The 13,316-nt window shown below is 41.8% G+C and carries 11 protein-coding genes; 1 reads left to right on the forward strand and 10 read right to left on the reverse strand.

From position 1 onward, the window contains the following. Nucleotides 1-451 precede the first annotated feature (451 nt). The gene (locus tag FTU19_RS14820) at nucleotides 452-1,822 is read right to left on the reverse strand and encodes a phosphomannomutase CpsG (RefSeq protein ID WP_180131775.1); all 1,371 of its coding nucleotides are present in this window, start codon (nucleotides 1,820-1,822) and stop codon (nucleotides 452-454) included. A 140-nt stretch (nucleotides 1,823-1,962) separates the two neighbouring features. Here FTU19_RS14820 and FTU19_RS14825 point away from each other — a divergent pair, with 140 nt between their 5' ends. After that, entirely contained in the window at nucleotides 1,963-3,027 is a 1,065-nt protein-coding gene (locus FTU19_RS14825) for an acyltransferase (RefSeq protein WP_180131779.1), read from the forward strand. Nucleotides 3,028-3,083: 56 nt separating this feature from the next. On the opposite strand, the gene glmS is transcribed toward FTU19_RS14825, so the two are convergent. The 9 genes from glmS to FTU19_RS14870 form a co-directional block, all read right to left on the reverse strand. After that, on the reverse strand, nucleotides 3,084-4,922 hold the full coding sequence (gene glmS, locus FTU19_RS14830) for a glutamine--fructose-6-phosphate transaminase (isomerizing) (RefSeq protein ID WP_180131782.1): 1,839 nt from the start codon (nucleotides 4,920-4,922) through the stop codon (nucleotides 3,084-3,086). Nucleotides 4,923-4,934: 12 nt separating this feature from the next. After that, on the reverse strand, nucleotides 4,935-6,299 hold the full coding sequence (glmU, locus tag FTU19_RS14835) for a bifunctional UDP-N-acetylglucosamine diphosphorylase/glucosamine-1-phosphate N-acetyltransferase GlmU (protein ID WP_180131784.1): 1,365 nt from the start codon (nucleotides 6,297-6,299) through the stop codon (nucleotides 4,935-4,937). 20 nt (nucleotides 6,300-6,319) lie between these two features. Further along, the gene (locus FTU19_RS14840) at nucleotides 6,320-6,796 is read right to left on the reverse strand and encodes a phosphatidylglycerophosphatase A (RefSeq protein ID WP_180131792.1); all 477 of its coding nucleotides are present in this window, start codon (nucleotides 6,794-6,796) and stop codon (nucleotides 6,320-6,322) included. 22 nt (nucleotides 6,797-6,818) lie between these two features. Continuing rightward, nucleotides 6,819-7,736, reverse strand: a complete 918-nt coding sequence (gene thiL, locus FTU19_RS14845; protein ID WP_180131787.1) for a thiamine-phosphate kinase — start codon at nucleotides 7,734-7,736, stop codon at nucleotides 6,819-6,821. A 17-nt stretch (nucleotides 7,737-7,753) separates the two neighbouring features. Continuing rightward, on the reverse strand, nucleotides 7,754-8,203 hold the full coding sequence (nusB, locus tag FTU19_RS14850) for a transcription antitermination factor NusB (protein WP_005233270.1): 450 nt from the start codon (nucleotides 8,201-8,203) through the stop codon (nucleotides 7,754-7,756). A gap of 4 nt (nucleotides 8,204-8,207) precedes the next feature. Further along, nucleotides 8,208-8,678 (reverse strand): 6,7-dimethyl-8-ribityllumazine synthase, encoded by a 471-nt coding sequence (gene ribE / locus FTU19_RS14855; RefSeq protein ID WP_004280926.1) that lies wholly within the window; start codon nucleotides 8,676-8,678, stop codon nucleotides 8,208-8,210. Nucleotides 8,679-8,689: 11 nt separating this feature from the next. Next, complete coding sequence (gene ribBA, locus FTU19_RS14860; protein WP_180104976.1) at nucleotides 8,690-9,811, reverse strand: bifunctional 3,4-dihydroxy-2-butanone-4-phosphate synthase/GTP cyclohydrolase II; 1,122 nt, start codon at nucleotides 9,809-9,811, stop codon at nucleotides 8,690-8,692. A 412-nt stretch (nucleotides 9,812-10,223) separates the two neighbouring features. After that, entirely contained in the window at nucleotides 10,224-11,735 is a 1,512-nt protein-coding gene (locus FTU19_RS14865; RefSeq protein WP_180011581.1) for an aldehyde dehydrogenase family protein, read from the reverse strand. A 336-nt stretch (nucleotides 11,736-12,071) separates the two neighbouring features. Next, nucleotides 12,072-13,040, reverse strand: a complete 969-nt coding sequence (locus FTU19_RS14870) for an alpha/beta hydrolase (protein WP_180131790.1) — start codon at nucleotides 13,038-13,040, stop codon at nucleotides 12,072-12,074. Nucleotides 13,041-13,316: the final 276 nt, after the last annotated feature.

Genomic DNA, 13,316 nt, shown 5'->3' on the forward strand with positions numbered 1-13,316 from the left:
AAATCATTTGAATGATTTCTTCTTGGTCTACGTGCCATAAAATACTCCATATATTGATGTTTATAACATCATTTGAGGAGCAGAATATCACTTATAGGAGTTGTTCAAATTTACGGATCCATCTCTGATGAAGTATATTTTCACACCATTATTCAGAATTCATATTTACAGGAAAGAATTTACCATCCAGAAGAAGAGGAACAAGTATCGGAAGGCGGTTTAAGATATATCGACTGGATGTCAGGACCAGATTATCCCAAAATTTTAGATGAGTCTGATTTTGATAAGATGAAACAATCAGGTATGTTATTTGCCAGAAAAGTGAAGGCAAATATCGATATAGATCTACTTAAACAATATTTTCAATATTCATAATAAAAAGCCTCCTTCAAAATGGACAGTTCGTCTAATCTGAAGGGAGACTTTTCTAAAGTTTTTCTAATGGGTAGAATTATCCCTGAATTAACTGGGTGAGCTCCTCTACATAAGCCTGCATTGGACGAGGGTTCTGGTCACGACGGCTTTCAATATTTAAACGTAGCAAAGGTTCAGTATTGGAAGCACGAACGTTAAAGCGCCACGCCCCAAAGTTCAGGCTGACACCATCTGTCTGATCAATTTCAGGCTGCTGGTCGGCATAATGATCAAAGATTTTTTGGATCGTCGCCTGAGTATCTGCGACTTTAAAGTTGATTTCACCTGAACATGGGAATTTGGCAATCATCTCTTCAACTAGGGAAGATAGTGATTTTCCAGTTTCAGATAAAACTGCGATAGCAAGCAACCATGGAATCATGCCACTATCACAATAAGCAAAATCACGGAAATAGTGATGAGCACTCATTTCACCACCATAGGCTGCGTTATGTTCACGCATGACATCCTTGATAAAAGCATGTCCTGATTTCGACTGAATAGCTGTTCCTTGATATTGTTCGACAACATCGAAAGTATTCCAGACCAAACGTGGATCATGTACGATTTTTTCGCCAGTTTGTTTTAGCAAGAAAGCCTGTGCCAGTAAACCGACAATATAATAGCCTTCAATAAATTGCCCTTTTTCGTCAAACAGGAAACAACGGTCAAAATCCCCATCCCAAGCAATGCCCAGGTCAGTTGAATGTTTAATCACAGCATCACGTGTACTGGCACGATTTTCAATCAGAATCGGGTTAGGAATACCATTCGGGAAATTACCATCCGCCTCATGATGAATCTTAATAAATTCGACTGGAATATTGAGTTCTTTAAATTTGATCTCAATTGCATCAATCACATGACCCGCTGCACCATTGCCTGCATTCACTACCAGTTTCATTGGTCGAATTTTTGCTGGATCAATATAACTCATCAGGTGATCGACAAATTCAGGCAGGATATTATATTTTTTTGTCGTACCCTTATTTGTAACTTCAGCGAATTCATTATTTTCAGCCAGTGCCTGAATGTCTTTAAGGCCGGTATCTGCGCTAATCGGACGAGCATTTTCACGGACCAGTTTCATTCCGTTATAATCCATCGGGTTATGACTGGCAGTAATTTCAATACCACCCTGAACATCCAGATGAAATGCCCCAAAGTAGACTTCTTCAGTACCGGTCATACCCAAATCGAGGACATCGACACCTGCATCATTCAAACCACGAATAGTGGCTTGTTTTAGGTCTTCACTAGTCAGGCGAACGTCACAACCAACAACAATAGTTTTAGGCTGATAAATTTGACCATAAGCACGGCCAATTTTATAGGCGACTTCTTCGTTCAGCTCACTACCCAATTTGCCGCGAATATCATAAGCTTTGAAACAAGAAAGTTTTTTCATAATTTATTATTTAAGCGTATAATTGAAAAATATATTCTAACCTATTTAAAGAGTTTTATCATTCAGCTGGTTACATAATATTAAAATAATATTTCATTTGAAGAATAAAGCATTTTATTAAAAATTATAAGGACAAAAATATGTCTAATAATAAATTATATTCAATTAATATATTGAGATTTATTGCTGCAAGTTTTGTCTTGCTCAGTCATATAGAAAATAAAGTTCATCAGTATAATATCCTGTCTTTAGAGTGGTATCGATTTAGAGGGCCTGGTGTTGATATTTTCTTCGTAATGTCCGGGTTTATTATCTGTTTAACGACAGCTAAAAAAAATATAACCCCTATAAAATTTTTAAAAGGCCGTATGCAAAGAATATTGCCTCTATATTGGTTCTTTACCACTGTGGCTCTTTGTATTTTTTTATATAACCCCGACCTTATTAATATGAGTGGTGGATATACCAATATTATAGCTTCTTATTTATTAATTCCAGGTGAACATAAGTTCCTTGTTCAGAATGGCTGGACCCTAAGTTATGATGTTTATTTCTATATCATTTTTGCTTTATCTCTCTATTTTTTTAGAAATAAAATAAATTATATTGCATTAATAGCGGTATTAACCTTTTTACCTGCTGTAGGAATATTGGTATTAAATTTAGATAAAGTATTCTTTTTTAATGTGATTCTTTTGGAGTATGCCTTGGGTATTTGTGCATATCTCATTTTTATAGAATGTAATTTAAACTTTATGCTGAATATTATTCTAATTCTATTGGGAACTGCATTTATTTTCTTTCAGAATATATTTAATGTGTTTGAAACTAGTTTTGGTCGTGCTTTGGACAGGGGAGTGCCAGCCTTTTTATGTGTGGTTGGTGTGATTGGCTTGGAAAGCTTTTTTAAAAACCATTATCATAAATTTGTTAACATTCTAGATAGATTAGGGAACACGTCTTATTCTATTTACCTGAGCCATCCTTTTATCCTGGTCATAGGAACAAAATTATATATAAGCTATTACTTTTTTCAGAATCTTAATTTTGCTTTATTTTTATATGTGATCTGTATTTTCATTGGGTACTATGTAAATAAATTTATTGAAGTGCCTTTAAATAGGACAGTTAAGAATTCATTTAATTCAAATTCTATATGGATATTAAAGATTAAAATATTTATTCAAAATTTAAGAAATATATAGTTAACCTGTTATATGAGAGTAATCAATATCCTCATATAACAGGCTAATTTTATGGATTATTCCACTGTTACTGATTTTGCCAGATTACGTGGCTGGTCAACATCAGTACCACGCAGGACTGCCACATGGTAAGACAGTAGCTGTACTGGAATACAATAAACAATTGGTGCTAAAACAGCATTTACTTCAGGAATATGTACGACATGCTGGCGCTCTTTGGCTTTAATGCCGCTATTTTCATCAGCAAAAACAAAGAGCTCACCGCCACGTGCCTGAACTTCTTCCATATTGGATTTCAGTTTATCCAGCATGTCATCTTGCGGTGCTAGAATTACTACTGGCATATCATTATCTACTAAAGCCAGTGGACCATGCTTCAGCTCACCTGCTGCATAACCTTCTGCATGAATGTAGGAAATTTCCTTCAGTTTAAGTGCGCCTTCCAGTGCGATCGGGAAGTGTGTACCACGACCTAGGAAGAGACAGTGCTGTTTCTCTACAAACAGTTCAGAGAGACGCAGAATTTCATCATCATGACCTAAAGTATCTAGCAGTACCTTAGGCATATGCCATAGTCCAGTCGTGATCTCAGTCATCTGTTCAGCTGAAATGGCATTTTTCACTGTACCGATTTTCAGTACCAGTAACATCAAAGCTGCGAGCTGGGTGGTAAAGGCTTTGGTCGAAGCCACACCAATTTCAGGACCCGCTAAAGTCAGCAGGCTGTAATCTGTTTCACGTACCATTGAAGATGTAGCGACATTACAAATCGTCATCGTCGTAATGTTTACACCTTTTGATGTAGCACGTTTTTGGGTATCACGCAGAGCGGCTAAGGTATCAGCTGTTTCACCTGACTGAGAAATACACACATAGAGTGTGTTATTGACAATCACTGGCGTACGGTAGCGGAATTCACTGGCAATTTCGACCTGACAAGGCAGATCAATCAGCTGTTCAAACCAGTATTTGGCAATCATGCCGGCGTGGTAACTGGTACCACAGGCAATAATCTGGATTTGCTGGATTGTTGAAAAATCCTGTTCCGCATTCACCAGAAAATCTTCACGCAGTGTATTGCCATTCAAGGCTTGTGAAATAGTCTGTTTTAGGGCTTCAGGTTGCTCATAGATTTCTTTGAGCATGTAGTGCTTATATTCACCCTTAGAAGCATTACTCACGGTGGCATCCAGTTCTTTTACTGGACGATCTACCAGTTGACCATCCACAAATACTTCAATGGTAGTACGGGTCAGACGTGCAATATCACCTTCTTCAAGATAGATAAAGCGATTCGTGATTGGTAATAAAGCCAATTGGTCAGAACTGATAAAGTTTTCACCAATCCCGACACCAATCACTAATGGTGAACCTTCACGTACAGTAATCAATTCATCTGGATGATCTGTATGTACGATCCCGAGCGCATAAGCGCCTTTCAGCTGTGGTACGACCTGACGAACAGCTTCAAGCAGGCTAGGGGTAGATTTCAGTGCATCATTGACCAGATGGGCAACCACCTCAGTATCAGTTTGTGAAGTGAATACATAGCCTAAAGCTTCAAGATCATCTTTCAGCTCCTGGTAGTTTTCAATAATCCCGTTATGAACCACAGCAACATTACCCGAAATATGGGGATGAGCATTGTTTTCAGTCGGTTTACCATGAGTTGCCCAGCGTGTATGAGCGATGCCTAATGAACCATTAATCTGTGATTCATTCACAGCTTGTTCAAGGTTCGCGACTTTACCTACACGGCGCTCACGTAGCACCTGGCTATTATTGATTAAGGCCAGACCCGCAGAGTCATAGCCACGGTATTCAAGACGTTTTAGGCCTTCAATTAAGATATTGCTGATATTACGTTCCGCGATGCCACCGACGATACCACACATACTAACTTCCTCTTATTTCTTGATTTTTTGCGGACGCTGATAGTTTTCTTTGGCAAATTGCTTGGAACGTTCTACCGCTAAACTGTTCTCTGCCACATCACGGGTAATCGTTGAACCCGCTCCCACTGTCGCGCCATTACCAATCTGGACCGGTGCAACCAGAGAGCTGTTAGAACCAATAAAAGCATGATCCCCAATGATGGTCTTAAATTTGTTGGCACCGTCATAGTTGCAGGTAATCGTCCCTGCACCAATATTGGAACCGCTACCGACTTCAGCATCACCTAAGTAAGTGAAATGATTCGCCTTGGAACCTAGACCAATGCTTGAGTTTTTGACTTCAACAAAGTTGCCAATATGGACTTCAGCTGCCAGTTTTGCCCCTGGACGCAAGCGTGCAAATGGACCAATCTGTGCTTCTTCACCCACAATTGCCTGATCAAAGATGCTATATGGCTGAACTTTAGTACCCGCAGCAATCTTGGTATTTTTAATCACGCAACCTGCACCAATTTCAACATTATCACCGAGTTCGCAATCACCTTCGATAATGACATTGATATCGATACGCACATCTTTACCAACAGTGAGTTGGCCTCGTAAGTCAAAACGGCTTGGGTCAATCAGATGTACACCTTGCTGCATCAACTGTTTAGCTTGATAAGCCTGGAACTGACGCTCCAATGCAGCCAGTTGCACACGGTCATTGACGCCTTCCACTTCAAAAGCCAGCTCAGGTTCTACAGATGCAACACTCATACCATCTGCCAGTGCCATTGCCACGATATCGGTCAGGTAATATTCACCTTGGGCATTGTCATTGCTTAAACGTGGTAGCCATTCATGTAATTTGGCATTGCTGACCGCATAAATACCGGTATTAATTTCTTTAATTTGGCGCTGTTCTTCAGAAGCATCTTTATGTTCAACAATGGCTTGAATCTGACCATCTTTACGCACAATACGACCATAACCACTGGCATCTGAAAGGGTCAAGGTCACCAGGCCAATGCCTTGCTCTTGAGTAGCATCGAGCAGATTCTGAAGCGTCTGTTGGCTAATACAAGGGACATCACCAGACAGGATTAGTGAAATACCATCTTTAGGCAAAACAGGTAGTGTCATTTGTACGGCATGACCGGTACCAAGCTGTTCAGCCTGTTCTACCCACTGGATATCCTGGTCTGCAAATGCGGACTGAACCTGCTCACCGCCATGACCATAAATGGTAATAATATTGTCTGCATTGAGTTTTTTTGCTGTGTCGACCACATGGCCGAGTAAAGGTCGTCCTGCAAGCGGTTGTAATACTTTCGGTAAGTTGGAACGCATACGGGTTCCTTTACCTGCAGCAAGAATAATCACAGTCGTAGACATGTTCTAATCCTAGATATGGCTTAAGCCATCGTGAAGTAAAAATAAATCCAAATACAAAGTGCTGCCCAGAGGCCAGCGATAATGTCATCCAGCATAATGCCAAAACCACCCCTAACCTGACGGTCAATGACCCGAATCGGCCAAGGTTTCCAGACATCAAATAATCGGAACAGGGCAAAGCCAATGAGTAGCCATAACCAGTTCATCTGAGCTAAATAGATCAGTGGCAAAAAAGTGATGGATTGTCCTGCAAACTCATCCCAGACAATGCGTCCATCATCATGCACACCCATGAGCTTGGCTGTTTGGCCACAGATATATATGCCAATCAGGGACATGATGACAATGGCAAAAAGACTATTTACAAAACCTAAGTAGAGCCAGATGGGTACAAATAAAAGTGCAAAAGCTGAACCAAAAGTTCCGGGCGCTTTAGGTGCCAGACCAGAACCAAATCCTACCCCACTAAAGACAATGAGCCGGTTGATCCATGACATGCTTTTAAAATTGATCGCAGGTTTATGCAAAATGTTGATACCCGTTAAATTGAAGTAAATGATCTACGCCATCTTTTTCAAAAGTTAAACCGTGTTGCTGCTGAATGGAGCCAATTATATTAATCGAAACATCCAGCTGTTTTTGCAATAATTTTTCATAATTTTGCGGGCTTATTGTAAAGCATAACTCGTAGTCATCACCACCCGCGAGTGCATATTGCCAACGCTGTTCATCACTTACTGCCTGCAGGGCAGGACTGATCGGCAATTTTTCAAGTGTTAGCTTTGCACCTACACCTGATGCCTTAAGAATATGCCCTAAGTCTTGTGCCAAGCCATCCGAGACATCAATCATACTGTTGGCTAAGCCTTTTAAGGCAGTACCTAACTGACAGCGTGGGGTTGGATAATCCAAACGTTGCTGTAATGGGTGACCGAGATGATTTAAGGCGAAAGCGGCATCGCCCAGTGTACCGGATACACAAATCAGATCATCAGGCTTGGCACCTGAACGTGGCACAGCTTGTCCTGTATCTACCCAACCAAGGGCAGTCACAGATAAGGTCAAATGAGGGCTTTGGGTGGTATCACCACCAATTAAACTCACACCAAATTGATCGCAGCAATCATAGAGACCCTGACTAAAGGCTTTTAGCCAGTCATGATCAATTTGGGGTAGGCTCAAGGCAAGTAAAATACTATGCGGGGTCGCGCCCATCGCAGCAATATCAGAAAGATTAACAGCGACAGATTTCCAGCCAATCGCATGAGGATCGGTGTCTAAAGGAAAATGACGTCCAGCAACGAGGGTGTCGGCACAGATGACCAGTTGTTGCTGTGGAGGAGGGGTGAGCAAGGCTGAGTCATCGCCAACGCCTAAATCGACAGAATTTTTATTCTGACGATTAAAATAGGTATCGATAATCGAAAACTCAGCCATACAACAATTCGACTAGACTAGTTGGCTTGCTGTTTTTCTGCTGCACGTAAAGTTGTCGCTAAACGGTCCAATACACCATTGATGTATTTATGGCTGTCTGCACCGCCAAAGTGTTTAGCTAACTCAATTGCTTCATCCAGAACCACGCGGTATGGAATCTCAAGGTGTTCTTTGAGTTCATAAGCGCCTAGGCGAAGTGTAGCGAGTTCTACACCATCAAGTGCAGAAAGTTCGCGATCCAGCACAGGGATAAGCAAAGCATCCAATGCTTCATGATTGGCAACCACTTGAGTCAACAATTCATGATAATAGCTGAGATCCACTTTGTGCATGGCATTATCTACACGAGTACGTGCTTCAATCTCATGCACCGGATTGTGGCTCATCTGCCATTCATAAATTCCTTGTACAGCAAAGCGACGTGCTTTACGTTTTGCTGCATAAGTTGCTTGAAGTGTTTGCGACATAGCGTTAAATAGCCTTTAACAAGTTAACCATTTCAATAGCAGTCAAGGCAGCTTCACTACCTTTATTACCTGCTTTTGTACCCGAGCGTTCAATCGCCTGTTCGATACTATCCGTAGTCAATACACCATTAATCACTGGTAAGCCAGTGTCCAAGCCAACTACGCCCAGACCTTTGGCACATTCACCAGCTACAAAATCGAAGTGAGGCGTGCTGCCACGAATCACAGCGCCCAGCGCGATGATGGCATCGAAACGATCTGAAGCTGCCAGTTTTTTCGCAACTACAGGAAGTTCCCAAGCACCAGGTGCATGAACAACAGTGATATTATCCTCTGATACGCCATGGCGTTTCAATGTATCAATGGCACCTTCTAACAGATGTTCAACAACAAAGCTATTAAAACGACCAACTAAAATCGCATAACGGTCTTCGTTCGCGAGATGCAACATACCTTCAATACGGCGAACTGCCATAGGAACCTCGATTATTTCTCTGATGTTTGTTGTGCGGTGATGTATTCCACCACTTCTAAGTTAAAGCCGGACAGGGCATTGAAACGTAATGGAGAGCTAAGCAGCTTCATTTTTTCCACGCCGAGGTCACGTAAAATTTGTGCGCCGACCCCAATGGTCTGATACTGCTGGGAAAGTGCAGCATTCGATTTTACATTTTTTGGTGCGGTAAGTGCATCCAGGGCAGGGCCTAAGTCCTGTAAATGGCGCTGGCCAATCCAGACCAGAACACCACGATCACTGTTTGAAATTTCTTTTAAGGCACGGTCCAGATTCCAGGCCGGTTCACCATCTTGCTTGTTCAGCTTTAATAGATCACGTGTCGGATTAAAGCCATGCACACGTACAGTCGTCACGCCCTCTTTAGGCTCACCTTTGACCAAGGCCAGATGGATATCCGGATTACCCAGTTCACGATAGCGGTACAGGTCAAAGCTGCCGTATTCAGTATCAATACTTTGCTGATCGATACGCTCAACCGTTTGTTCATTGGTCATACGGTAATGGATCAGATCAGCAATGGTACCAATTTTCAGACCATGCTTTTCCGCAAAGATTTCTAGATCTGGACGACGTGCCATGGTACCGTCTTCTTTAATGATCTCGCAGATCACAGAAGCTGGCTCAAGACCCGCAAGACGAGACAAGTCACAACCGGCTTCGGTATGACCAGCACGGTGCAATACGCCACCTGGCTGTGCCATCAATGGGAAGATATGACCAGGTTGTACGATGTCACTTGGTTTGGCATGTGCAGCCACCGCAGTTTGAATGGTGTGCGCACGTTCAGCTGCAGAAATACCAGTAGTAATGCCGTTGGCTGCTTCAATTGAAAGGGTGAAGTTGGTTCCGTGCTGAGCGCCGTTGGCATCCACCATCAAGGGTAGATTTAACTGCTGGCAACGTTCTTTGCTTAAAGTCAGGCAAACCAGACCACGCGCATGGGTGATCATAAAGTTGATGTCTTCAGGACGCACGTGGGTCGCAGCAATCACCAGATCGCCTTCATTCTCACGGTCTTCGTCATCCATCAGGATAACCATTTTTCCTGCACGGATATCTGCTACAAGCTCTTCAACTGTATTGAGCGGCATCAACCTTCACCTTCTTTTTTGATCTATACCAGACCGAATCATGACATTATTACTGCATAGTCTAACGCTTTTTAAGCAATTTTGCCTATGCTTATTGCTTTCCCTCAGGGGTTCATTGTTATACACAGTCTTGCGTAGCATGAAAAGTCGACTTTAAATGAAAGCACAGGCTTTATGCTGGATTTTTAAACGATCAGAAAGCATAAAAAATGACAAACTTATTTAAAATCAACATAACTAAAAATAATCTCTTATTTTTTATGCAGTTTTATGTATTAGTTTAATATAGTCCTTAAAAATACGTATACCTCCTCATTCTTCCCTTTATAAATTTTTTACCAATCAGTTTAAAATTCTGTTTGAAATAATAAATGAATCAGGCGGACCGAAGTCCACCCGAATTCAGATCAGTTTAGAAGAAACCTGCTGGTTTGGTTGAATAACTCACTAACAGGTTTTTGGTTTGCTGATAATGATCCAGCATCATGCGATGGTTTTCACGGCCAATCCCGGATTTTTTATATCCCCCAAAGGCTGCATGAGCCGGGTAGATGTGATAGCAGTTGGTCCAGACCCGACCGGCCTGAATCGCACGACCAGCGCGGTAAGAGGTATGTGCTGAACGTGACCAGACACCGGCACCGAGTCCATAAATCGTATCATTGGCAATTTTGATGGCTTCATCGAAGTCTTTAAAAGTCGTCACTGCCAATACCGGTCCAAAAATTTCCTCCTGAAAGGTTCGCATGTCATTGGAACCTTTAAAAATTGTTGGCTCGATATAAAAACCTTGTCCTACTTCCTGACGTTCATTGCCGCCTAACAAGATTTCTGCACCTTCTTCACGACCTGTTGCAATACAGCCGAGAATCTTGTCCTGCTGTTCCTGTGAAGCCTGAGCCCCGATCATGGTCTCGGTATCCAGGGGATGACCAGTCTTGATCTTTTTCACTCGCTCTACTGCGAGTTCCAGGAATTGGTCGGCAATACTTTCCTGAACCAGCGCACGTGAAGGGCAGGTACAGATTTCACCCTGGTTTAAAGCAAACATGGTAAAGCCTTCTAGAGCTTTTTCCAGGAAATCATCTTTCTGATCCATGATGTCAGCAAAGAACAGGTTCGGAGATTTACCTCCAAGTTCCAGCGTCACTGGAATAATATTCTCGGTGGCATATTGCATGATCAGCTGACCCACAGCGGTAGAACCGGTAAAGGCAATCTTGGCAATGCGTGGATTAGTCGCCAGTGGACGGCCGACTTCAACGCCGTAGCCATTCACGATATTTAACACCCCTTCAGGTAACAGGTCCTGAATCAGTTCAACCAGCACTAAAATACTCACCGGTGTCTGTTCAGCAGGTTTCAGCACAATACAGTTTCCGGCTGCGAGAGCTGGGGCCAGTTTCCAAGCCGCCATCAGAATCGGGAAGTTCCACGGGATAATCTGACCCACGACACCCAATGGCTCATGAAAATGATAAGCAATAGTGTCTTCATCAATTTCCGAGATGCCGCCTTCCTGGGCGCGAATACAGCCGGCAAAATAGCGGAAATGGTCAATGGCTAAAGGAATATCGGCTGCCAGGGTTTCTCGGATCGGCTTGCCATTATCCCAAGTCTCTGCAACTGCTAGTAACTCAAGATTTTCTTCAAGTCGGTCGGCAATTTTTAATAAAATATTGGAACGGGTAGTAGGGGAGCTGTTATTCCATTGCTGTTTGGCGGCATGAGCCGCATCCAGCGCCAGTTCAATATCTTCCACTGATGAGCGCGGAACTTTGGTAAAGGCTTTACCATCTACGGGCGAGACATTATCAAAATATTCACCTTTGACTGGTGGAACCCATTTGCCGCCAATAAAGTTTTCGTATTGGGATTTAAATTGCACTTTTGAACCGTCAGTATTGGGATCTGCATAACGCATAATTCTATTCCTTGATATGATTATTATTGATGAATGCCGAACCACTTCTGCTCTGCAAAAGCCCTCAGATTCAACATCTCAGCTCTACTATAGAGAGGGAAAAAAATCGCAGGATAAATACTTACAAGCTTGCTACAAAAGGCAACATTTGGATAAAAATGGAATTTATTATTTTTATAAATTTCAATATTTTATTTTTATAATGAAATGATTTTAATATGTAAAAAGCATTACTGATCAGCTTGATATTTTTATTTCATATCCAGGAAAAATAGGTAAATAAAATTATTGAAAAATAAGACAGGCAGAGCTTGCTACCTATCTTGTTCATCTGGCTTATAGGGCTTTATTTTCCAGCCATTGAAATAGCTGCTGATAGACCTGCTCACGAACCGGTTTTTCTGAAAGAACCAGATCATGTATCCCATTTTGAATCGAACAGAGTTGCACATCGCCCTGGATTTTCTGCGCATGTTCAATCATGTCGCGTACCTGAAGAATCACATCACTGGTTTGAGCATTACTGTTAAAACGTAGGGGATAAGTGGTTTTGTGGGCATGCATCAGCAAAGTTGGAATATTTAAACGCACACCCTGATGAATTTCTTTTTGTGCTTCGTGAATGGCATGTACAAAACTCAGACGCACCCAGTGATAGCTAGGTTTTTTCCATTCCAGATCAAAATGCCATTCCCCCTGATAGCTAATATGCAGACTAGGCACATAATGACGATTTAAGCGGCTAGGAAATAGCATTTCCGGAAAACGTTTTCCCAGACGGCTCAATTTAGGCACCAGAAACTTTTTCTCAAAAGGCGTCATATTAAAGTCATAAAAAGGACTATTGAGCCATAAGCCTTTAATTAAGGGATGATCTGGATGATGTGCTGCATACAAAGTAGTAATTAATCCGCCGGTAGAATGGCCACTGAGTAAAACCGTGTCATGGCCTTCCTGTCCAATAATTTCAAGAGCCTGGCTGATTTCTGCATCATATTCTGAAAGATGATAGACATTATAAAGTTTCTGATGGGACAGATAGGATCGGCCGTATTTACGTAAATCCAGTGCATAAAAATCAAAACCTTGCTGATTAAAACGCTCTGCCATTTCAGTCTGGAAAAAATAATCAATAAAGCCGTGAATATAGAGGACAGCTTTAGAGGTCGGTTGGTCTGCCTTTTTGCGGATCAGTGTGGCAACTACTGTGCCTTCAGTATCTGGCGGGAATTCTAAAGTGGCCTGTTCATAACCTTCACCCAGAATATCAGGTTGATATTCAAGGCTGGAAAGCGGATGGGACATATTGTTCTACTCATGATTATTTTTATTCACTTATCCTTGTGGATTGGCTTGCATTTGTCAAATCCTGCTGTCTTACCCATTCGAGATCAGTAGTACCATTCAGAGAATAGTCAAATATAAAATTTCAGGTCATTGGCAGCCTGATTAACTAGGGTGTGTTGACACTTTTAGCTTAAAAAAATAGCGAAGTAGTAAAATCAAATCGCCAAACCCAATTTTACTATTCGCTATGCCTCGTACCATGCTGACAGATCAACACTGGCAAAAGTTGAAAGT

It is taken from the genome of Acinetobacter sp. YH12072 (assembly GCF_013419565.1).
Taxonomy (GTDB): domain Bacteria; phylum Pseudomonadota; class Gammaproteobacteria; order Pseudomonadales; family Moraxellaceae; genus Acinetobacter.